This window comes from Hymenobacter sp. 15J16-1T3B (genome assembly GCF_020711235.1).
In the GTDB taxonomy this organism is placed as follows: Bacteria; Bacteroidota; Bacteroidia; order Cytophagales; family Hymenobacteraceae; genus Solirubrum.
In genome coordinates this window covers 29,502-49,051 of record NZ_JAJFAV010000008.1, presented here as the reverse complement: position 1 = coordinate 49,051, position 19,550 = coordinate 29,502, and the positions used below count along the sequence as shown (strand labels likewise).

General features: G+C 65.0%; 21 protein-coding genes. 2 read left to right on the top strand and 19 right to left on the bottom strand.

All coding sequences use genetic code 11. From position 1 onward, the window contains the following. The first annotated feature begins 554 nt into the window (after positions 1-554). Positions 555-1,418 (top strand): DUF2911 domain-containing protein, encoded by an 864-nt coding sequence (locus LJ737_RS14700; protein ID WP_227766994.1) that lies wholly within the window; start codon positions 555-557, stop codon positions 1,416-1,418. A gap of 83 nt (positions 1,419-1,501) precedes the next feature. Here the strand turns inward: LJ737_RS14700 and LJ737_RS14695 are convergent, their stop codons facing one another. The 7 genes from LJ737_RS14695 to LJ737_RS14665 form a co-directional block, all read right to left on the bottom strand. Then, a complete protein-coding gene (locus LJ737_RS14695) occupies positions 1,502-3,610 on the bottom strand; it encodes a glycoside hydrolase family 97 protein (protein ID WP_227766992.1) in 2,109 nt (702 codons plus the stop codon). 96 nt (positions 3,611-3,706) lie between these two features. Next, positions 3,707-4,030 (bottom strand): hypothetical protein, encoded by a 324-nt coding sequence (locus LJ737_RS14690; RefSeq protein WP_227766990.1) that lies wholly within the window; start codon positions 4,028-4,030, stop codon positions 3,707-3,709. A gap of 272 nt (positions 4,031-4,302) precedes the next feature. Next, on the bottom strand, positions 4,303-4,752 hold the full coding sequence (locus LJ737_RS14685; protein ID WP_227766988.1) for a GNAT family N-acetyltransferase: 450 nt from the start codon (positions 4,750-4,752) through the stop codon (positions 4,303-4,305). Between the two features lie 56 nt (positions 4,753-4,808). Continuing rightward, positions 4,809-5,342, bottom strand: a complete 534-nt coding sequence (locus tag LJ737_RS14680) for a hypothetical protein (RefSeq protein ID WP_227766986.1) — start codon at positions 5,340-5,342, stop codon at positions 4,809-4,811. Between the two features lie 138 nt (positions 5,343-5,480). Beyond that, positions 5,481-5,663: a hypothetical protein gene (locus LJ737_RS14675; RefSeq protein WP_227766984.1), complete on the bottom strand. Its 183-nt coding sequence runs from the start codon at positions 5,661-5,663 to the stop codon at positions 5,481-5,483. Positions 5,664-5,738: 75 nt separating this feature from the next. Continuing rightward, the gene (locus LJ737_RS14670; protein ID WP_227766982.1) at positions 5,739-6,089 is read right to left on the bottom strand and encodes a hypothetical protein; all 351 of its coding nucleotides are present in this window, start codon (positions 6,087-6,089) and stop codon (positions 5,739-5,741) included. A gap of 83 nt (positions 6,090-6,172) precedes the next feature. After that, positions 6,173-6,940, bottom strand: a complete 768-nt coding sequence (locus LJ737_RS14665) for a slipin family protein (protein ID WP_227766980.1) — start codon at positions 6,938-6,940, stop codon at positions 6,173-6,175. 502 nt (positions 6,941-7,442) lie between these two features. Between LJ737_RS14665 and LJ737_RS14660 the strand changes: the two genes are divergently transcribed. Then, complete coding sequence (locus LJ737_RS14660) at positions 7,443-8,135, top strand: hypothetical protein (RefSeq protein ID WP_227766978.1); 693 nt, start codon at positions 7,443-7,445, stop codon at positions 8,133-8,135. Positions 8,136-8,247: 112 nt separating this feature from the next. Here LJ737_RS14660 and LJ737_RS14655 read toward each other — a convergent pair whose 3' ends face one another. The 12 genes from LJ737_RS14655 to LJ737_RS14600 all read right to left on the bottom strand — a co-directional run bounded on the left by LJ737_RS14655 (position 8,248) and on the right by LJ737_RS14600 (position 19,384). Then, complete coding sequence (locus LJ737_RS14655; protein ID WP_227766977.1) at positions 8,248-9,603, bottom strand: M28 family metallopeptidase; 1,356 nt, start codon at positions 9,601-9,603, stop codon at positions 8,248-8,250. A gap of 63 nt (positions 9,604-9,666) precedes the next feature. Further along, on the bottom strand, positions 9,667-10,884 hold the full coding sequence (locus tag LJ737_RS14650; RefSeq protein WP_227766975.1) for a beta-ketoacyl synthase N-terminal-like domain-containing protein: 1,218 nt from the start codon (positions 10,882-10,884) through the stop codon (positions 9,667-9,669). Then, a complete protein-coding gene (gene bioA / locus LJ737_RS14645) occupies positions 10,877-12,205 on the bottom strand; it encodes an adenosylmethionine--8-amino-7-oxononanoate transaminase (RefSeq protein WP_227766973.1) in 1,329 nt (442 codons plus the stop codon). Before bioA ends, LJ737_RS14650 begins: the two co-directional genes overlap by 8 nt. A 162-nt stretch (positions 12,206-12,367) precedes the next feature. After that, complete coding sequence (bioD, locus tag LJ737_RS14640) at positions 12,368-13,069, bottom strand: dethiobiotin synthase (RefSeq protein WP_227766969.1); 702 nt, start codon at positions 13,067-13,069, stop codon at positions 12,368-12,370. Then, positions 13,032-14,195 (bottom strand): aminotransferase class I/II-fold pyridoxal phosphate-dependent enzyme, encoded by a 1,164-nt coding sequence (locus LJ737_RS14635; RefSeq protein ID WP_227766968.1) that lies wholly within the window; start codon positions 14,193-14,195, stop codon positions 13,032-13,034. The genes bioD and LJ737_RS14635 overlap by 38 nt, the downstream gene beginning before the upstream one ends. Positions 14,196-14,234: 39 nt before the next feature. Then, positions 14,235-14,501, bottom strand: coding sequence for a hypothetical protein (locus LJ737_RS14630; RefSeq protein WP_227766965.1), 267 nt, complete (start codon positions 14,499-14,501; stop codon positions 14,235-14,237). 148 nt (positions 14,502-14,649) lie between these two features. Continuing rightward, entirely contained in the window at positions 14,650-15,642 is a 993-nt protein-coding gene (gene bioB / locus LJ737_RS14625) for a biotin synthase BioB (RefSeq protein WP_227766964.1), read from the bottom strand. Positions 15,643-15,823: 181 nt separating this feature from the next. Then, positions 15,824-16,306: a T9SS type B sorting domain-containing protein gene (locus LJ737_RS14620; protein WP_227766962.1), complete on the bottom strand. Its 483-nt coding sequence runs from the start codon at positions 16,304-16,306 to the stop codon at positions 15,824-15,826. A gap of 88 nt (positions 16,307-16,394) precedes the next feature. After that, positions 16,395-17,444, bottom strand: coding sequence for a 23S rRNA pseudouridine(2604) synthase RluF (gene rluF / locus LJ737_RS14615; RefSeq protein ID WP_227766961.1), 1,050 nt, complete (start codon positions 17,442-17,444; stop codon positions 16,395-16,397). Positions 17,445-17,600: 156 nt separating this feature from the next. Next, complete coding sequence (locus LJ737_RS14610; protein ID WP_227766959.1) at positions 17,601-18,218, bottom strand: hypothetical protein; 618 nt, start codon at positions 18,216-18,218, stop codon at positions 17,601-17,603. Between the two features lie 62 nt (positions 18,219-18,280). Further along, positions 18,281-18,880, bottom strand: a complete 600-nt coding sequence (locus tag LJ737_RS14605; protein WP_227766957.1) for a Crp/Fnr family transcriptional regulator — start codon at positions 18,878-18,880, stop codon at positions 18,281-18,283. A gap of 9 nt (positions 18,881-18,889) precedes the next feature. After that, complete coding sequence (locus tag LJ737_RS14600) at positions 18,890-19,384, bottom strand: RidA family protein (protein ID WP_227766956.1); 495 nt, start codon at positions 19,382-19,384, stop codon at positions 18,890-18,892. Between the last annotated feature and the right edge of the window lie 166 nt (positions 19,385-19,550).

Genomic DNA, 19,550 nt, shown 5'->3' with positions numbered 1-19,550 from the left:
CGAGCCAGCGGCGGTGAGGGTGAAAAAAGGCGGGGTCAGGGGCATCGTGCAGTAGTTGGCAAGGCCGTGGGCGCGAGCAGCGCCGGCTTAGCGGCCGCAAGTACGGACAGAAACGGGCCATTTCCAGCGGCGACCGGTAAAAAATTAGCATCCGGGCGGTTTCAACTGCTAGTACTCATGTAAGCGCAAGCCCTCCGCCGCGGCGGGCGGGGCCAGCTCGCGCAGCAGGGAATTTCGCCAGCCGATTTCGCGGGCGGATGCTTATGGCCTGGTCTGCTAGGTGATTATGCGCTGCTCGTTCGGAAAAGGGGAGGTGAATCGGCTGACAGCCAGCGGGCTTCGATGAATAATGCAAGCTCCCGCCGAATAAGCAGTGAAGGCGCACAATAAAAATGGAGCCCGCACGTTGCTTGCCGAGGCCCGCCGGGCCTGTTGTGGGTTGTCCCGGCCTTGCACCTAAGTGCGACAATACAATTTGGTCAGGGCTGGCCCATACCCACCGGAATGGGCCGATGTTTGCGGGAAGCTTCCCCGGTTCCCACCGTTTCTGTTGCATGAAAACACTCCCGACCCTCGTTCTCGCCGGCAGCCTTTGTTGCTTGGCCGTGCCCACCCTGCAAGCGCAGCAGCTCCACCTGCCCGCCATGAGTCCGACCGTGCGCCTGCGCGAGGATTTTTCCACTTCCTACATCGAGCTGACCTACGCCCGCCCTTCTAAGCGCGGCCGGGAAGTATTCGGCAAGCTGGTGCCCAACGGAGAAGTGTGGCGCACCGGCGCTAATTCGTCCACGCGCATCCGTTTCGGCGAAGACGTGAAATTCGGCGGGCAGAACGTGCCGGCCGGCACCTACGCCCTTTTTACCATTCCCGATCCGAAGGAATGGACCTTCATTCTGAACAAGGATACCTCGCAGTGGGGCGCCTATGACTACCGGCCCGAGCTCGACCTGCTGCGCGTGACGGCCAAGCCGCGCACCTCCAACACCGCCTTGGAAAGCTTTTCGCTGGGCCTGGAAAACCTGCAGCCCGAAGCCGCCGAGCTGACCTTGCGCTGGGACAAGGTGCGGGTGAGCGTGCCCATCGTGGCCGACCCCGACGCGCGCATCATGGCCCAGATTCAGGAGGCCATGAAGAGCGACAAAAAGCCCTACTTCGCCGCCGCGCAGTACTACTACAGCACCAACAAGGACCTCAACCAGGCCATCAGCTGGCTCGACGAGGCCATCAAGCAGCAGCCCAGCTACTACGGCTACTACTGGAAAGGCAAGATGCTGCAAAAGGCCGAGCGCAAAACCGAAGCCGCTGAGGCTGCCCGGCAGTCGTTGGCCCTGGTCAAAAGCGAGAAAAACGCCCGTACCAAGGACGAGTACACCCGCCTGAACGAGCAACTGCTCAAGGAAGTCGGCGGCAAGCGGTAGTAAGCCGGCATTCGTCGTTCTCACGCAAAAGCCCCGACCTGCTGCAGGTCGGGGCTTTTGCATTGGCCGGTAAGAAAGGCGGGTTATTTGGCGCCGACCGGCTTTAGGCTGACGGCCGCGCCGCCGCCCGGTGCCAGCTGCAGCTTGAGCGTGGTGTTGCGGTCCACCGTCTGCCGGCGGATCTGGTAGGCTTCCGGGTTTTTATCCCAAGAAGCGCCCTTGCCGTCGGCGTAAATGGTAGCTTGGTACTTCTGGCCGGCGGGCAGAAAATCGAGTTTCACGGTTTGCTGCCGGGCTTGCTCGTCGGTGATGGCGCCGAGGTACCAGTCGCGGCTGCCCTTGGTCTGGCGGGCAATGGTCACGTACTCGCCAGGCTCGGCCTGCAGGATGCGGGTGTCGTCCCAGTCCACGGCCACATCCTTGATGAACTGGAACGCGTCGGGGTGCTGCTCGTAGGCTTCGGGCAGGTCGGCGGCCATCTGCAGGGGCGAGTACATGGTCACGTACAGGGCCAGCTGCTTCGCGAGGGTGGTGTGCACCTGTCGGCCCTTGTTGCGCTCGGGGTTCCAGCTTTCCAGCTTGATGCGGAAGATGCCGGGCGTGTAGTCCATGGGGCCGCCCATGAGGCGGGTGAAGGGCAGGATGGTTTCGTGCTCGGGCGGGTTGCCCTCGCTCCAGGCGTTGAATTCGTTGCCGCGGGCGGCTTCGTTGGCCAGCCAGTTGGGGTAGGTGCGGTGCAGCCCCGTCGGCCGCACCGACTCGTGCATGTCGACCATGATCTGGCGCTGGGCCATGTTCTGGGCGGTGCGGTTGTAGTGGTTCACCATCCATTGCCCGTCGTGGTGCTCCCCGCGCGGGATGATGCGGCCCACGTAGCCGGTTTTCACCGCATCGTAGCCGTGGGCTTTCATGAAGTCGAGGGCGCGGTCCTGGCGCCGCTCGTAGTTGGTAACCGAGCCGGAGGTTTCGTGGTGCATGATGAGCTTGATGCCCTTGCTGGCGGCGTACTGCTGCAGCTCGGCCACGCTGAAGTCGGGGTAGGAAGTCACGAAGTCGAAGACCTCCTCCTTCCAGTTGCCGGCCCAGTCTTCCCAGCCCACGTTCCAACCCTCCACCAGCACGCTCTGCAGCCCGTTTTTGGCCGCGAAGTCGATGTAGCGCTTCACGTTAGCCGTGTTGGCGCCGTGGTGGCCGTTGGGCTTGAGCGCCTGCCAGTCGGTGTCGGCCAGCTTGAGGTTGGAGGCGTCGGAGTAGTTCCAGCTGGAGCGGTTCACGTGCATTTCCCACCACACGCCCACAAACTTCTGCGGCTTGATCCAGCCCTGGTCCTGGATGTTGCTCGGCTCGTTCAGGTTCAGAATGAGCTTGGAAGCCAGGATGGCCGGGGCGTTGTCGGCCACCACCACCGTGCGCCAGGGCGTGTGCTCGGGCGCCTGCAGGTAGGCCGCGGCGCCGGTGGCGGCGGGCACCAGCTGCGCCGCCAGCCCGAAGGACTGCGGGTTCACGCTGAGCATCATGGCCGGGTAGTTGACCAGCGCCGCCTCGTGGATGTTCACGTACAGCCCGTCGGCCGATTTGAGCATCAGCGGCGTCTGCACCCGCTGCGGCGCCGATTTTTCCTGGATAGGGGTGATGTTCGCGCTGTTGACCTGGCTTAGGCGCGAGGTGGTGTAGGCGTACTCGTTGGAGTCGTAGTCGCCCGGAATCCAGAAGGCCTTGTGGTCGGCGGGCAGGTTGAACTCGGTTTGCTCGCCCGTGACGGTGAAGTACTGCAGATTGGGCTGGCGCGGCCACTCGTAGCGGAAGCCCAGCCCGTCGTCGAACAGGCGGAAGCGCACCTGCACCTGCCGCTGCTCGGCCCCGGGCTGCTGCAGCGTCACCAGCAGCTCCTTGTAGTGGTTGCGCACCTGCTTGACCTCGCCCCATACCGGCGCCCAGGTGTCGTCGTGCTCTGTGGAGTCGACGCGCACCACCGTCAGGCCCTGCACGAAGCCCGCCTGCCCCTGCACGGCCACGCCCAGGCGGCTGGGCCGCAGCACCGCGCGGGCGCCGTAGCTGAGCTGGTAGGTCGGCTCGCCGGCGGGGCTGAGGCCGAACTGCAGCGCGAGCTTGTGGGAAGGGGAGTGGAGGCGTTGGGCGAGGGTGGGCAGGGCCAGCAGGGCGGCCGCCAGCGTGAGCAAGGCGCGGGTCATGCCCCGAAAGTACGCGGCGGCTGGGATTTCGCGCGGCCGCTGATGTGCTTGGTGGTCAGATGGTGTTGATAGTGAATGGGTAAAATAATGGCGCAACTAAAGGTGTAGTTTCGTTTCCCAGGCCCCTGGTACTATCCCATAACTACGTTCCGCTATAGCCATAGCTGCCTCCACAGTATCGGCGTGGAGCTGGTTGAGAATAACGCCTTCCTGCCTCGCATATAGCGCTATCCAATCTTTATTAGGTAAAACCTCTTCAATCGTCAGTGTAACCAGGCCTTTATCCTTTGCAGGTGCATGTAGGGAGTCGACGAAAGAATCCGGAGCGGCGGCAGGCTGGTAAGAAGTTACTGCCAATGTGCGTGGGTGCAAGCCCCTGTATTCATCTAGCAATTGATAAAAAAGCAGCATGGCTGCCATTGGTTCAGGCCTTTGTTCGGTTATCAGACTGGCCCACCCTCGAGAGTTTTCCCCATAGCCCAGCTTTTGAGCAACCCAAGCGTGAAACTGAAAAAAGTGCTCGGCCTCCGCAGAGCCACCTTGCCGACTGTATGCTTTGTGCATACAATAGCCTCCTATAAAGACAATCAGCCGCTGCAAGCATAAGACTCCGAGATACGCCGCGGGGCGGCGTCGAACCAGGTCCAATAACTCGTAAACGTTACTGGGTTCTTCAAGTTGAGACTTAGCCATTATAGTAGTTTCTGATTTGTCCACCGCGCCGCCGTCAGTTCAAACCGCACCTCCCCGCTGCTGGTGCGCCCGGTTTCCTGCCAGCCCTGGCGGCGGTAAAATTCCTCGGCCCGGGTGCCGGGCGCGGTGCTCAGCCACACGGTTTCAGTGGTTTGCTGGAAATACCAGTCCAGCATCAGCCCATGCAGCTGCTTGCCGAGGCCCCGTTGGTCGAAATCGGGGTGTACGAACAGGGCCCAGATGCTGTGACCCTGCAGGTCGGCAATGGCAAAGCCAGCTACTTGCCCGTCATCGGTTACGGCCACCCAGCCCTGGCCGCGGCGCGTGAGGTAGTCCACGTAGTCGGCGGGCGTGACGAGGCCCGGGTTATTCAGCACGTTTTCGCGCACGGCAAAGCGCACCCGACTCAGTTCGGGAATGTCGGTGGGAAGGGCTTGGCGGTAATGCATAGCTGGTTGAGGAGGCTTTTGTAATCAGGCGTCTTGAAACCCCGGCCTGCCCGGGCTTAGAGCAGCACTTCCAGCGCGAGGGCGGGCAGCACGAGCAGGCGCCGGCCGGCTTTGCGCATGGTGGCGGCGCCCTCGTCGTATTCGGCCCGGAAGCCGTTGGCCACGAACAGCTGCAGGCCCGTGCGCAGGTGCGGGTGGAAGCGCACGTTGGCCCCGAAGCTCCCGCCCACGTTCACATCGTGCACGTTGCCGCGGCCGCCGCGCTGCTGCCAGTGGTAGCGCGAGTACAGGCCGCCCACCCCGATCATAGGCTCCACGGTCTTGAGGGCGGTGGGCAGATAATAGGTCAGCAGCCCGATGCCGGCCGCGCTGTATTCCCCGGGCACGGTGCCGTCGGACTGGCGCACGGCGGCCAGCTTCAGCGCCCACGGCCCGCGGGCCCGCACCTCCCCGAGCAGCCCCACGGTGCGGTAAGAGCCGAGCACGCCCACGGCTACCCGGTAAGGCGGCGAATCGGAAGGGGCAGCGGGCGTCTGGGCCACGGCAGGCCGCGCCAGCAGGGCGGCCGCCAGCAAGAGCGGAAACTTCATAGTGGATAGGTCGAGTGGCAATGGAGCGGGCCGAAGATAACAGCGCCCGGCCGGGCACCACAAGGGCCGGCCGGGCAACTTCTGCGTCAACGAGTAACGAATCGAGTTACGTTTGGCGCCGCAACGGAATCGACTGAGCTAGCGGCCCATTACCTCGGGCGGGTGGCGAAAGGCCGTGACGAGTAGCAACGTGGCCACGGGTCCCAGCAATAGCGACAACAGAAACCAGTTGAGTCCGCTGCGGCCCTTGCTTTGGGCCAGGCCGGCGTTCAGCAGGGCCAGAGTGCCCCAGCCAACGGTTTGTTCGTGATTATAGTCCATGGATGACGAAATGGTTGGAGAGTGGGAGAAAACGAGGCACTGAAGCCGGCGGGTTGGGGCGAATCGGCGGTAGCCTTAGCGGTCCTCGGTGAGCAGCCGCACCACCGCGGCCGGGTCGCGCACTTCGATGATGAGCTGGTCGTACTCTTCGTGGTCCAGCTCGATGATGACGGCTTGATGCTCGTCGTGCACGTCCCAGAAAATGGTGCGGCCGTCCTTGAAGTAGGTGCCGGCCGTGAGCAGGCCGGGTACGTGGGTGCCGGGCATGCGCCAGCCCTTCCACCAGCCGCCCAGCGCGGCGGCATCCTGGCGGGCCGAGCGGATGTGCGCGGCCGGAATCTGCAGCTGGCTTTTGAAGGCCCAGAGCTTGTGCAGGCCCTGCACGTCGAAGACGACCATGTCGGCCTGGCGGGTTACGTTGACCATCGGTGAAAGCGTGATTGGGTGAAGGAGTGAAGTGACTTGAGCGGTACAGCTGCCCCGTGGTGGGCCGACGTTGGGGAGGGGGCCTACTGAGCGGCCTGCTGGCCGGCCATCTGCGAGAAGGCGCGGGCGGCGTTGGTGAAGTCGGAGGGCACGAGCACCACGGTGGTGGTATTGTTGTCGATGCCAATTTCGGAGAGCATCTGCATGCGGCGCAGCTCCAGGGCCATGGGGCTGTCCTGCATCTGCCGGGCGCCCTGGGTGAGCTTCTCGGAGGCTTCCAGCTCGGCTTCGGCCTTGATGATGCGGGCGCGCTTTTCGCGGATGGCCTCGGCCTCGCGGGCCATGGCGCGCTGCATGGAGCCGGGAATTTCCACGTCCTTGATTTCCACCATTTCAATCTTCACGCCCCAGGGCTCGGTGGCCTGATCCACAATCAGCTGCAGGGTGCGGTTGATCTGCTCGCGCGACTTGAGCACCTCGTCGAGCTGGTGCTGGCCGATGATGTTGCGCAGCGCCGTGACGGAAAGCTGGTATACCGCCTGGTTGAAGTTAGCCACCTTGATAACCGCGTCGGCCGGGTTCACCACCCGAAACCAGAGCACCGCGTTGACTTTGATGGTCACCGAGTCCTTGGTGATGGTTTCCTGCTGCTCCAGGTCCACCGTCTTGGTGCGCATGTCGATGGTTTGCTGCCGGTCGATGAAAGGAATGATCCAGTACAGCCCGGGCCCGCGCACGCCAATAAAACGGCCCAAGCGGAACACAATGGCCCGCTCGTACTCCTGCGCAATGCGCAGGCCCAGGAGCAGGAAGACGGCGACGACAATAACTAGGATAAAGAAGGTACTCATGACTCGGGGCGAAGTAAGGCACGAACAGCGTCGTTCGTGCCGGGTGTTTCGCACGCCGTGTGCCGGGGTTGGGTGCTTGTTGCTAAATATTTGATTAGTATATGGTTGCTTGTTTGTTGGTCGGAGCGCAAAAGAAAACCCTACCAAAATGAAAGGGTAGGGTTTTCGGTTTTGGGGTGATTGGTGGCAAGTGAGCCTTATCCATCCGTCCGGAGCAGCGTTGCCTACAGTGTCGTAACCAACAGGTGCCGTATGCCGCGCACTATGTAATCTGTAGCCGCAGCCAATCGGCTAAGTACGCATTGCCTTGTTTCTGCTGCAATTTCTATTGCCTAAAAGTAAAATAATATATAAAATTGAATCTTGTGGTTGTAATAGTAAGATTGTCAATTATTTATCAATTTGTGATGCGACTGCCAGGAGTCTGAAGACACAAACTCTTTGCATCCGTCTTGGTCTGTTCTGGTGTATACTTATTTCCGCATCACCGCTCCTGGATGCTATGAAATATATTCTCAAAGTGCCTGCCGCCAAAATTCTGCCATTTCTGATCGTAGCAGCGGGGGCTCAGACTTCATGCGGGCTGCTCCAAACGGAGCCACCGTGCCCTGAGGAGAAATATTACGCGTTTACTGCATCGGATCGGCAATGGCAACAATTTGCTCCTGAGCAGCAATGGACGTTTGAGAATCAACAGCATGTGCGCCGGCAGTATCGCGTCGGCAGGGTAGAAAGTAGGGAAAAGGTACCCCTATGGCAATCCGGGGCTCAGACTGAGTATCTAGATTATTACTTTGACGATTGGAGTATGCGGATTGAGCGCGTAGACTCCGTAGGTCTATTGGGCTATTTTGACCTGAGGAGAATACCGGTTTATCAGCATTACGACAGGTCACGATTGAATGCTGAGTTCTACTGGCCTGGATATGCAGGGCAGCACAACGATATGGGTGGGACTTATTCTAATTATTTAGAATTTGGAGAGGACTTGACGGTGACGAATTTTCGTGCGCTTACCATTCGAGGAAAAACGTACCCAAGTGTGACTTCTTTCCGGGCAAGCAGTATCGCCATAAACCGCGTTGGTAGCAGCCCCTTCTGGGAAATAACCAGCGAGGTAGACTACGACCAGCAGTCAGGAGTGGTCCGATTCGTGACCAAGAACGGAAACGTGTGGGAGCGAATACCAAATTGACTAGAGCGTTGTTGAACTCGGAGTACTCTACGCCCTTCGCTCAACAACGCCCGTGCTCTGGCGCGGGTCTACAACCCCTGGCGGCTGACCCCAAGACGGCTTTAACCGTTCATCAGCGCACCGGCTTGGGAATCACCGGCAAACTCTCGTGCCCCTGGGCATCCACCGCGGCCACACCGAAGATGTAGTTGTCCTTGCTGTGGGGCAGATCCGCCGTGAGGCCCTGGGCCGGAAAACGCTGCTGCCACACCGGCGAGGACGTTTCGCGCATTAGCACCACGTAGCCGGCGGGCTGGCGGCCGGTGGCGGGGGCTTCCCACTTGAGCTGGGTGCGGTTGGTGAGGCCGGCGGTGAGCACGCCCACGTTTTGCGGGGCCGCCGGCGCCAGGGCCAGGCCGGCCAGGGTGGCCAGGTTCACGCCGGTGTTCTTGCGTAGGTATTCGTAGTCGACGAATTCGGGCAGGTCGCCGTACTGCCGGCCGGCTTCGGTGCGCAGGTCCTGGTGCTGGTGGGTGAAGTCCTCGTTCATCTCCGAGAAGCGGATGGCCGCGTAGCCCTGCTGGTTGAAGGGCGTATGGTCGCCGCCGCGCAGAAACCGGTCGGGGCGGTACTCCAGCTCCACCTGGTGGCCGCTCACGTACTGCTCGCCGGCCTGCTTGGCGTAGCGGGCCAGCTGCCGGGAGGGCGAGTCGTTTTCGGAGGAGAGCTGCCGGCGCAGCTGGGCCTGCTCGGGCGTCTCGTTCGCGGGCACACCCTCGCTGAACACCCGCACGCGGCCGGCGTCGCTCAGGTCCGGGTCGTGGCCGTGGGAGTTGCCCACGATGTCGTTATTGAGCATGCCCACCACGTTCCAGTTCAGCTGCTTGGCTTTCTTGGCCAGGTAGCCCGAGCCGATCAAACTCTGCTCTTCGCCCTGCACGGCCACGAACACGATGGTGCAGGGGAACTTGCGCGTCGACATGACGCGGGCCAGCTCCATCACCGTGGCCACGCCCGAGCCGTCGTCGTTGGCGCCGGGCGCGTCGGCGGTGCGGTTCATTACGTCGGTCACGCGCGAGTCGAGGTGGCCGCTGACGATGAACACGCGGTTGTCGTTGGGGTCGGTGCCGGGCAGGGTAGCCATGACGTTGGCCATGACGGTTTTCACGTCGACGCGGCGGCCGTCGGGCTTCACCGTGAAGGTGTCCTGCTCCACTTTCAGGCGCCCGCCGCTGGCCTTGGCGTACTTGCGAAACTCGTCTTCCACCCAGCGCCGGGCCGCCCCGATGCCGCGTTTTTTGTCCTTGGTGTCGGAGAGCGTGTGGCGGGTGCCGAAGCTCACCAGTTTGTAGATGTCGTCCTTGAGACGGTCGGCCGAAAGTTCGCCCACCATCTTTTGGATGTCGGCATCAGCGGGCGGTGGGGCCAGCTGGGCAGCGGCGGCAAAGGGAAGGGCCAGAACGGCGGAGAGAAGCGCGAATGATTTCATGGAGCAACGTGGGAAAAGCGCGGCATGGCGAACATACGGCATTTTGCCCGCCCGGTCCACGCCCTACGCTACCCGCCGCACCAGCGCGCAGGCCGCGTTGCCCCCGAAACCAGCCGCGTTGATGAACACCCGCCGGGCCGGCCGGCGGAGCGGGTGCTCATTAAGCCAGCTGGCGAAGGGCAGCGCCGGCGGCAGCTCCTGCCGCCGCAGCAGCTCCAGCGCCCAAGCTACGCTCAGCGCCCCGGAAGCCCCGAGCGTGTGCCCGAGCAGCCACTTGTTGGAAGTACAAGCCGGCAAGTCAGCCCCGAACACGGCCGCTAGCGCCGCCTGCTCCGCCGCGTCACCGGCGCGGGTGCCGGGGCTGTGCAGCACCGCCAGGTCAATATCGGCGGGAGCGAGGCCGGCCAGCTGCAGGGCCTGCCGCATGGCCTGCTGGAAGTGCCGGCCGTCGGGCGTAAGGCCGGTTTTGGTGCCGGTGGCTTCGAAGCCAAAACCTACACTTTCCAGCACCAAGTCGCCGGGGCGCAGCTGTTCGGCGGGCACGGCTTCGAGAGCCAGCACGGCCGCGCCTTCGCCCAACACGAAGGTGGACGCGCCGCCCGCGCCGGGGCGGCAGGGCCAGTCCGCGGCCGGCAGGGTGGAGTAGATGCCCACGGCCTGCATTTGAGCCAGGGAAAAGGCGGTGAGCGGGGCCTCGGTGCCGCCGGCCACGAAGCGCTGCGCCAGGCCGGCGCGCAGCCAAGCCACGGCGTTGCCCAGGGCCTGCAAGGCTGTGCTGCAGGTGCTGCTGTGACTGATGGCCGCTTGCGCGCCGCCCAACTCGTCGGCTACCCAGCTGGCCACGTTGCCGAGCGTGGTGAGCGGCGAGGCCGCGGGGGCCGCGCTGCCGGTGCGCAGAAACTCGGCGTGGAAGGCCTCGAGCCGCTCGGTCGCCCCGCGCGAGGAACCGATGCTGACGGCCAGCGTTGCCGGTTCGGCAGCTGCCGGCAGCAGGGCTGGGGTTGAATCAGCAGCAACCGACCAGCCCGCTTGCGCTACGGCTTGGCGGGCCGTGAGCAGGGCCAGCAGCACGCTGCGGTCGAGGGCGCGGTAGGCGGGGCGGCTGCGGCGCAGGGCCTCCACGGCGGCTTCGGCGGCGGGCGGCAGGGCGGCCACGGCCAAGCCGGCGTGGTGCGCGTCCGGGCCGAACGGGTACGGGGCCGCGGCGTCGAAAGCCACGCCCAGGGCCGAGGCGCTGCCCCAGCCACGGATGACGACGGCCGGCAGGACGGAATTAGTCATTGAGCGGAAATTCGGGCAAATGCGTGGCAGCGGCGGTATCGGCGGGGCGCAGCACCAGCGCCCGCATGGCGCGCAGCACCTCGTACACTAGGTCGAGTTCTTCGTCCTGGATGCAGTAGGGCGGCAGCACGTACACGATGTTGCCGAGCGGGCGCAGCACCACGCCGCGCGCTAGGCCCAGGGCGTAAAACTCGTCGCGCAGGCGGCTGAAGTAGGAAGTGCCATCGGCCCCGAACTCCACGGCCAGGATAGTGCCCCGCTGCCGCACGGCCCGAATGCCCGGCTGCCCGCGTAGCTCCTCGGCAACGGCGGCGTGCCGGGCGGCTATGCGCGCCCGGTCGGCGCCCGACTCCGGGGTAAGCAGCAGCTCCAGGCTGGCCAAGCCGGCGGCGCAGGCCACGGGGTTGGCGGTGTAGGAGTGGCCGTGGAAAAAGGTGCGGGCGCGGTCTTCACTCAGAAAGGCCTCGTAGACGGCGACCGTGCAGGTGGTAGCGCCCAGGGCCATGGTGCCGCCGGTCAGGCCCTTGGAAAGGCAAAATAAATCAGGCTGCTCGGTGAGAAAATCGGCGGCGAACAGGCGGCCGGTGCGCCCGAAGCCGGTCATCACCTCGTCGGCAATGCAGAGCGCGCCGGCGGCGTGACAGCGGCGGATAAGCGCGTCGAGGGCGGCGGGCTCGTACATGACCATGCCGGCGGTGCCGAGCACCAGCGGCTCGAAAATGAAGGCGGCCACGGCGTGCTCCCGCAGAATGGCGTCGAGCTGGGCCAGTGCCTCGGCTTCGCGGCCCGGCACCGGCACGTCGATGTACTGCACGTCGAAGAGCAGCTCGGCGAAGGGCGCGGTGAAGGCCGAGCGCGCACTCACCGCCATGGCCCCGAACGTGTCGCCGTGGTAGGAGTCGCGGAAGGCTACCAGGGTGCGGCGCTCGGGCTGACCCAGGTGGTAGAAGTACTGCACGGCCATTTTCAGGGCCACTTCAATGGCGGTGGCGCCGTTGTCGGAGTAGAACACGCGGCGCTGATTGGCGGGCAACACGCGCAGCAGCCCTTCGGCCAGCTCCACGGCCGGGGCGTGGGTGAAGCCGGCAAACATCACGTGGGCCAGCGTACCGAGCTGTTCGCTCACGCGTCGGGCAATGACGGGATGGGCGTGCCCGTGCAGGTTCACCCACCACGAGGCCACGGCGTCGAGGTAGCGGCGGCCGTCGTCGGCTACAAGCCAAGCGCCCTCGCCGCCAACCACCGCAATGGGCAGCGGGGCGGTCTGCATCTGGGTGTAGGGGTGCCAGAGGACGGCAGCGTCGCGTTCGGCTAAGGTCATGTCGAGAAGAAAAAGCGGCGGTATGAGTGGCCCGCGGCGGGGCCGGCGAAAGGTGCGCGACCAAGCCGCGCTGCCGCAATACCAAGACCTGCGCACTGAGCACGCAGGCGGCGTAAAACCGTTCAAGCAGCGGCTGCGGTCGGCGCGGGCGTAAAACCAGGTTTAGCTGGGTTTAGGTTTTGGCGGGACGGTTGGCCCCACGGAGTCAGTCTGCTGCCACTGCACTTGCCGGGCGTAGGCTTCCACCACCTGCGGCGTCAGCTCGGGCTCCTGGCGCAGGCGTAGCAGCACCGGCGCGTCGGTGTAGGCGAGGATGGCAGCTTCGGTGATGGGGTCGTCGGGGCCGTTGAAGACCAGCCCGCGCACCGGAATGCCGCGCTGCCGCAAGGCCTCCAGGGTGAGCAGGGTGTGGTTGATGGAGCCCAGGTAGTGCCGGCTGACCACCACCACGGCCAAGCCGAGGTGCTGCACCAGCTCGGCCACGAGCAGGCCGGGGGCCAGCGGCACCAGCAGCCCGCCGGCGCCTTCCACCACCAGGTGATTAGGCGTGGCGGGCAGGGTGAAGTCGGCGGCCTGAATCAGTACACCCTCGGCCGCGGCGGCGCGGTGGGGCGAGGCGGCCAGCTGCAGGCGGTGCCGCTCGGGATGGAAGGAGCTGCCCGGGTGCGTAACGAGGCGGCGCACTTCGGCCGCGTCGGTATGGGCAAGGCCACCGGCCTGCACGGGTTTCCAGTAATCGGCGCCGAGGCTCTGGGTGAGAATGGCCGCGGCCACGGTCTTGCCCACGTCGGTGCCGATGCCGGTAACGAAAAGCCGCTCGGGCTGCTCAGGCCAGCGCCGAACGGAGGGCGGAAACGAGGTCATCGATGTCGGATTCGGAGTTGAAACTGTGCACGATCAGGCGCAGGCACTGCCCGCCCGCGGGCACGGTGGGCGGCACAATGGCGCGCACGTCGAAGCCGGCCTGCTGCACCCGCGCGGCCACGCTGCGCACCTCGGCCGGGCTAAGCCGGGGCAGGCGCAGGGGCTGAATGACGCCGGCGCTGGCCGAAACCTCGGCGCCCGGCAAGGTGGCTAACTGCCCGGCCAGGTAAGCGGCCCGGGCGCGCAGCAGCTGCCGCTCGGCGTCGAGGGTGGGCAGCAGGTCGTAGGCGGCTTGCAGGGCCGCCACGGTGTACGCCGGTAGGGCAGTGGTGTAAATAAACGGCCGGCTGAAGTTTAGCAGGTAGTCGCGCAGCAGGACGGGGCCCACCACAGCCGCGCCCTGCCCACCCAGGGCCTTGCCGAAGGTGACGACGCGGGCCAGCACCTGCTCGGTCAGCCCCAGTTCGGCCACCAGCCCGGCACCCTGCGGCCCGTACACGCCCACGCTGTGCGCTTCGTCGACCACGAGGTGCGCGCCGACTTCCCGGCAAGCCGCGGCCAATTCGCGCAGCGGGGCTTGGTCGCCGCCCATGGAGTACACTGCTTCCACGGCCACGAACACCGCGGCCCCGGCCGGCAACTGCAGGCGGGCGAGGCGGCGCTGCAGGTCGGCTACGTCGTTGTGGCGGAAGCTGTAGGCCGTGGCAAAAGACCCGCGGATGCCGTCTTTCACCGAGGCGTGGGAGGCCTCGTCGTAGAGAATCACGTCGGCGCGCTGGGGCACGGCGGCGAAAAAGCCGTGGTTGGCGGCGTAGCCCGAAGTGAAAAGCAAGGCGGCCTCGGCCCCGTGCAGGGCGGCCATCTGCGCTTCCAGGGCTTCGGCGGCGGCCGAGTTGCCGGTGAGCAGGCGGGCGCCGGTGCTGCCGGTGCCCGCCTGCTCATCAGCGGCAGCCTGCTGCACGGCGCGGCGCAGGGCCGGGTGCCGGCTCAGGCCGAGGTAGTCATTAGAGGCAAAGTCAACCAGCCCGGCTGCGGGCGGGGGCGGCAGCCGGCGGCGCGTACCGGCCTGCTCGCGCTGCTGCAGCTGCCGGGCCAGCCGCTCGAGAAGAAGTGAAGCGTCGGGCATTGGGAAAAAAGGCTGCGGCGCCGACGGGCACCGCGGCAACTATACTTCGAATCGGCCGGCCGCCAGCCACACCGAGCCGTCCTGGCCAAAGGTGCGGGCCGTGATGACGACCCACTCGGAGTCCACCTCCACCCGGTCGCCGACGGCGGGCAGGGTGCGGTGGCGCTGCCACACCAGGTTCACCGCCGCCCCGATTTTGTCTTCCAGGTCGGTGATGAGTTCCTGGGCAGCCACCGAATCGGGTTGCTGCTGGCGCAGGTGCTCGGCGTAAGCGTGGTCGAGGTTGAGGTCGAAAAGGATGTCCACAAGTCGTAGGGTATGAGGGTGTGCGGGTAGGAGGGTACGAGTCGCGTCGGGCAGGAGTTCGAAAAGCAGCGGGGCCTAAGCTCCTGCAAGCGCAGCAAACCGGACTTCCCACTTACTTCCCGAACTCCTGCCCGCAAACCCGCAGCTCCTACACAGCCGCCAGCACGGTGGCGCCTTCGGGCACGTGGTTTTTAAAGGCGGCGCGCGGCGTGAGGCCCAGCAGGGCAAACATTTCCTTGTCGGCGTCGAAGTCGGGGTTGGGCGTGGTCAGCAGCTTTTCGCCCGAGAAGATGGAGTTGGCCCCGGCCAGAAAGCACAGCGCCTGCTCAGTTACCGGCATTTCTTGGCGGCCGGCCGAGAGGCGTACCATCGTGTTCGGCATCAGAATGCGGGCCGTGGCAATCATGCGCAGCATTTCCCACACGCTCACGCGGGGCTGCTCGGCCAGGGGGGTGCCCGCCACCGGCACCAGCGCATTCACCGGCACCGACTCGGGGTGGGCCGGCAGCGTGGCCAGGGTGTGCAGCATCTTCACCCGGTCCTCGTCCGTTTCGCCCAGGCCGATGATGCCGCCCGAGCACACCGAAATGCCCGCCTTGCGCACGTGCTCCAGCGTGTCGAGCCGGTCGTCGTAGGTGCGGGTGGTGATGATGTTCGAGTAGTGGTCCTCGCTGGTGTCGAGGTTGTGGTTGTAGGCGTAGAGGCCAGCCTGCTTGAGGCGCTCGGCCTGGTACTCGTTGAGCATGCCCAGGGTGCAGCACACTTCCAGGCCGAGGTTATTCACTTCCGTCACCATGCCGAGCACGCGGTCGAAGTCGCGGTTGTCGCGCACTTCGCGCCAGGCAGCGCCCATGCAGAAGCGGGTGGAGCCGGCGTCCTTGGCGCGCTGGGCAGCAGCAATTACTTCGGCGTCGGGCAGCAGCTTGTGGGCCTGTACGCCGGTGTGGTAGCGGGCGGCCTGGGGGCAGTAGGCGCAGTCTTCGGGGCAGCCGCCGGTTTTCACCGAGAGCAGCGTGCACACCTGCACTTCGCCGGTGGTCTGGTGCTGGCGGTGCACTTCGCTGGCTTGAGCCACGAGCTGCAGGACGGGTTGGTGGTAGAGGGCGTGAACTTCGGCAAGCGTCCAGTCGGTACGGAGCATAGCGGTGGGAGAGGTTGTGGAGAATACGAAGAGCCGCTTGGGGCAACAAAAACGGCCCGCCAGCAGCCGGGGAAGCTGCTTTGGCGGGCCGAAGGTAGGGCGCCGGCTCGATTTGGTAAATGAAGCCGGCCGCAGCGGCAAACGGCTCGAAACGTAACCGGCGCAGCTTCAGCGGCGTGGCTTATTGGCAGGTCGCCCCGTTGACCTGCGGGTCGTTCGGGTCGATGGTGCGGCAGTTGCAGGCCGATTTGCTGCGCAGCACGCACACGGTGCCTTCCACCGAGTTGTCGTCCAGGGTCAGCGCGTAGCGGTATTTGCCCTCGGCGAGTTCCTTGCCGTCGTTGTCCTGGCCGTGAAACTCGTTGCGGTAATCCGCCTTTTCGTACACCGGGTTTTTCCCCTTCAGCTCGTAAATCTTGAGCATCCGGCGGGTAAAAGTGGGTTGCGGCGAGCTGCCCTGCACAAAGGCGAAGACGGCAAAATTGTCGTTGAGGCCGTCCCCGTTGGGCGTAATGGCGTTGGGCGGCACCACGGTCAAATTCGGCGTGGTCAGGTGTTGCTGGCGGCCGGCATCGTCGCAGCACTGGCTGTCCACTTTGGTTTTGTGGCAGCCCAGCAGACCGAGGCACACGGATAAGCCGAGTAAAGCGGAAGTGTAGCGCATTTTGGGATAAAGCAGGCCCAAAATAAACAGCCAGCGGTGGCCCAACCAAGCGCAGCCAGCCGTCGGCCGACGCCTGTAGCGGGGCGAATCAGCGGGTGCGGCCGCGGCCCCCGCCGGTGCTGCCGCGCCCGGTGCGGGCGGCGGGCTTGCTGGCAGGGCGGGCGGCCTTAGCAGCCGGCTTGCCCGCAGTGGCCTTACCGGCGGGTTTGGCTGCGGCCGTTTTGCCAGCCGGTTTTGCGGGGCCAGCCGCACCGGCCGCCTTGGGCTTGCCCGTGCCCGGCCGGTGCCTGCCCTTGGCCTGGGCCTCGGCGCCGTAGGTTTTAGGCCGGGGCTTGGCCTCTTTGGGGCGCGGGGCCTCGCTGAGCCACTCCTCGCTGGCTATCTGCTGGGGCGTTTTCTCGCCGCGGGCGCGGCGCTGCCGGGTGGTGCCGCTGGAGTGCTCGATGCTCTCGAAGAGCACCTTCAGCTCCTTGTCGGTCAGCTCGCGCCAGTCGCCCACGCCCAGGCCTTTCAGGGTGATGTGCATCACGCGGATGCGCTCCAGCTGCACCACTTCGTAGCCGAAAAACTCGCACATGCGGCGGATCTGCCGGTTCAGGCCCTGCACCAGCGTGATGCGGAAGATGTAGTCGGTTTCCTTCTGCACCGGGCAGGGCTTGGTGATGGTGCCGAGCATGGGCACGCCCTGGCGCATGCTCTCCAGCACGGCGTCCGTCAAGGGCTTGTCCACCATCACGATGTACTCCTTTTCGTGCTGGTTGCCGGCCCGCAGGATCTTGTTGACGATGTCGCCGTTCGAGGTCAGCAAAATCAGGCCCTGCGACTCCTTGTCGAGGCGGCCGATGGGAAAAATCCGCTCCGAGTGCTTGATGTAGCGGATGATGTTGTCTTTGACGCCCCGCTCCGTGGTGGTGGTGATGCCCGGCGGCTTGTTGAAGGCAATGTAGATGGCGTCCTCAGCCGCCCGCGGCTCGATGCGGTTGCCGTTGACGACCACCTTATCCGTGGGTTCCACTTGGGTGCCCACCTCGGCGCGCTTGCCATTCACGAACACCACGCCCTGCTCGATAAACCGGTCGGCTTCGCGGCGCGAGCAGATGCCGCTTTCGCTGATGTATTTATTGAGACGGGTAGGCATGGCAACGGAAAGGTAAGTCGGCCGCCAACGCGCCGGCCGACCCCAAAGGTACGGCGGACTGCCCGCTTCGGGCGGCCCGCCGTTCGGGAAGGAGCACTAAGCGGCGCTGCGGCGGCCAGAAAGCGGCAAGCGGCGGCGCATCGGCACCCGCAGCGCTTAGGCCCGCGGGCCGCAGGCGGCATCCGAACACGGCGTTTCGGCCAGGGCCCGCCACCAGCCGCGCACGAGCCGGCCGCTGAGCAGCAGCGCGTTGAGCAACACGAAGAAGTAGATGGTGAAAAGCAGCGGCAGCTTCAACTGGGTGAGCAGGCTGCCGAGCGTGGCGGCCGTCCAGGACGGGTGCGGAAACTGGGCCAGCAGGGCGAAAATGCAGGCGTTTTCGGCCAAGTCGACCACCATAAACAGCAGGCAGCCCGTGATGAGCAGGTTGCCCAGCCCCCGCCAGCCCCAGCGGCGGCAGGTGCGGGCAAAGAACAGCAGCCCGAACGCGGCCACCAGCACGGGGAAGAGGGTGTCGACCAGCGTCTGCTGCCCGTACTCGGCCCGGCCAGCGGGGCCGTAGGTTTGGAATAGGCGCACCACGTCGGCCGGGGAGTAGCCGGCCGGGCGGAAGTCGAGCTTGGGCAGGCCGGGCGCGAGGCGTTGCAGGCGGGCGTCGGCTACCATCAGCCAGGTGCCCACGGCGGCGAAGGGCGCGTAGGCCAGCCAGGTGTTGCGGGTGGTGGCCAGCCGGTCGAGGCGGCCCAGCAGGCGGGAGGCAGTTTGTTGATTCATAGCGCAGTTGCTTGAGCGTGAAGGATGCTGGCAAAGCAACTGCGCGCCCTGCGCCGGCGCATTTACATAGGTAAAGAAGTGCTGGGGCCGCCGCGACTGAGCTTGTGGCGGATGCGGCTGAGCTGGGTGGGGGTGATACCTAGGTACGAGGCCACGTGGTACTGCGGCACGAGCTGCTCCAGGCCCGGAAACTGCTGCCGAAACAGGGCGTAGCGCTGCTCCGCGTCGAGCAGCACGATTTCTAGTTCGCGCTGCTCCTTGGTCACGAATTGCCGCTCGGCGTGCAGGCGGGCCTGCCGCTCCAGGTCAGGGTGCTGGTCGTAGAGGGCGCGCAGGGCGGGGTAGTCGGCCACCAGCAGCTGGCAGTCGGTGAGGGCCTGCTGGTTGATGGCGGCCGGCTGCCCGGTTATCAGCGAGGAGTAGGTGCCCACGATGGCCGGCGCCACGAAAAAGGTTTTGTTGTACTCGGTGCCGCGGGCGTTGCGGTAAAAGGCGCGCATCACACCTTCGGCCAGAAAGCCCACCTGCCGCGCCGTCTGCCCCGCCTCGATAAAGTACTGGCCTTTGGGCAGCTCCTGCGGCGTAAACAGCGGCTCGACCCGCGCCCAGGTGTCCGGACGCAGGGGCCAAAGGCCGTCGAGAAAGGGGCGCAGCGCGTGCATGGCCGGCGGCTACTTCTTCGGAATGATGGCCGTAGCTTCGATTTCGATCAGCAGCTCCTCGCGAAACAGCTTGCTGACCTGCACGGCGGTGCTGGCCGGGGGCGTAGCCGTATTCACGTACCGGTCGCGGGCGGTGCGCACGGCGGGTAGCTGGCTTGCATCGAGCAAGAAGTAATTCAGCTTCACCACGTGTTGCATTGTGCCGCCCGCCGCCTCCACGATGCGCTGGATATTGCGGAAAGCCTGGTCGGCTTGCTGGCCCACGTCGCCGGCGCCCACCACCCGGCCTTGGGTATCCAGCGCCACCTGCCCCGACATGATGAGCATGGTGACGGGGCCCAGGTCCAAGCTTGCCGCCTGCGAATAGCCCTTGGGCGGGTGCACGGTGGTGGGATTGAGATACTTAACGGCGCCAGGCCGCGGTGTCTGAGCCTGGGCGGTGTAGCCGAGCAGCAGGCTAGCAACCAATAGGCTGCTGCGCCAGGCAGAGAGGAGGTGAATCATAAGGTTGCTGGCGTGAAGAATCGACTTACCGCTTGAAGGTATACCGCTCAATACGCGCTTTTTTCGTTGAAACACTGGTAATGTTGTGTCCAGTATTCTGGTTGTCAAAGCTATACACTCTTCGAGGCCCGGCCGGGCTGGCTGTTCTTTTCAGAGTCTAATGGTA

Excerpts from the sequence above, each read along its gene's own strand:
- LJ737_RS14600 (WP_227766956.1), bottom strand. The coding sequence starts at position 19,384 with ATGATTCACCTCCTCTCTGCCTGGCGCAGCAGCCTATTGGTTGCTAGC.
- LJ737_RS14675 (WP_227766984.1), bottom strand. The coding sequence starts at position 5,663 with ATGGACTATAATCACGAACAAACCGTTGGCTGGGGCACTCTGGCCCTG.
- bioA (WP_227766973.1), bottom strand. The coding sequence starts at position 12,205 with ATGACCTTAGCCGAACGCGACGCTGCCGTCCTCTGGCACCCCTACACC.
- LJ737_RS14700 (WP_227766994.1), top strand. The coding sequence starts at position 555 with ATGAAAACACTCCCGACCCTCGTTCTCGCCGGCAGCCTTTGTTGCTTG.
- LJ737_RS14670 (WP_227766982.1), bottom strand. The coding sequence starts at position 6,089 with ATGGTCAACGTAACCCGCCAGGCCGACATGGTCGTCTTCGACGTGCAG.
- LJ737_RS14690 (WP_227766990.1), bottom strand. The coding sequence starts at position 4,030 with ATGGCAGCCATGCTGCTTTTTTATCAATTGCTAGATGAATACAGGGGC.
- LJ737_RS14680 (WP_227766986.1), bottom strand. The coding sequence starts at position 5,342 with ATGAAGTTTCCGCTCTTGCTGGCGGCCGCCCTGCTGGCGCGGCCTGCC.
- rluF (WP_227766961.1), bottom strand. The coding sequence starts at position 17,444 with ATGCCTACCCGTCTCAATAAATACATCAGCGAAAGCGGCATCTGCTCG.
- LJ737_RS14685 (WP_227766988.1), bottom strand. The coding sequence starts at position 4,752 with ATGCATTACCGCCAAGCCCTTCCCACCGACATTCCCGAACTGAGTCGG.
- LJ737_RS14665 (WP_227766980.1), bottom strand. The coding sequence starts at position 6,940 with ATGAGTACCTTCTTTATCCTAGTTATTGTCGTCGCCGTCTTCCTGCTC.
- LJ737_RS14635 (WP_227766968.1), bottom strand. The coding sequence starts at position 14,195 with ATGCCCGACGCTTCACTTCTTCTCGAGCGGCTGGCCCGGCAGCTGCAG.
- LJ737_RS14620 (WP_227766962.1), bottom strand. The coding sequence starts at position 16,306 with ATGCGCTACACTTCCGCTTTACTCGGCTTATCCGTGTGCCTCGGTCTG.
- LJ737_RS14660 (WP_227766978.1), top strand. The coding sequence starts at position 7,443 with ATGAAATATATTCTCAAAGTGCCTGCCGCCAAAATTCTGCCATTTCTG.
- LJ737_RS14605 (WP_227766957.1), bottom strand. The coding sequence starts at position 18,880 with ATGCACGCGCTGCGCCCCTTTCTCGACGGCCTTTGGCCCCTGCGTCCG.
- bioB (WP_227766964.1), bottom strand. The coding sequence starts at position 15,642 with ATGCTCCGTACCGACTGGACGCTTGCCGAAGTTCACGCCCTCTACCAC.
- LJ737_RS14655 (WP_227766977.1), bottom strand. The coding sequence starts at position 9,603 with ATGAAATCATTCGCGCTTCTCTCCGCCGTTCTGGCCCTTCCCTTTGCC.
- LJ737_RS14650 (WP_227766975.1), bottom strand. The coding sequence starts at position 10,884 with ATGACTAATTCCGTCCTGCCGGCCGTCGTCATCCGTGGCTGGGGCAGC.
- bioD (WP_227766969.1), bottom strand. The coding sequence starts at position 13,069 with ATGACCTCGTTTCCGCCCTCCGTTCGGCGCTGGCCTGAGCAGCCCGAG.
- LJ737_RS14610 (WP_227766959.1), bottom strand. The coding sequence starts at position 18,218 with ATGAATCAACAAACTGCCTCCCGCCTGCTGGGCCGCCTCGACCGGCTG.
- LJ737_RS14695 (WP_227766992.1), bottom strand. The coding sequence starts at position 3,610 with ATGACCCGCGCCTTGCTCACGCTGGCGGCCGCCCTGCTGGCCCTGCCC.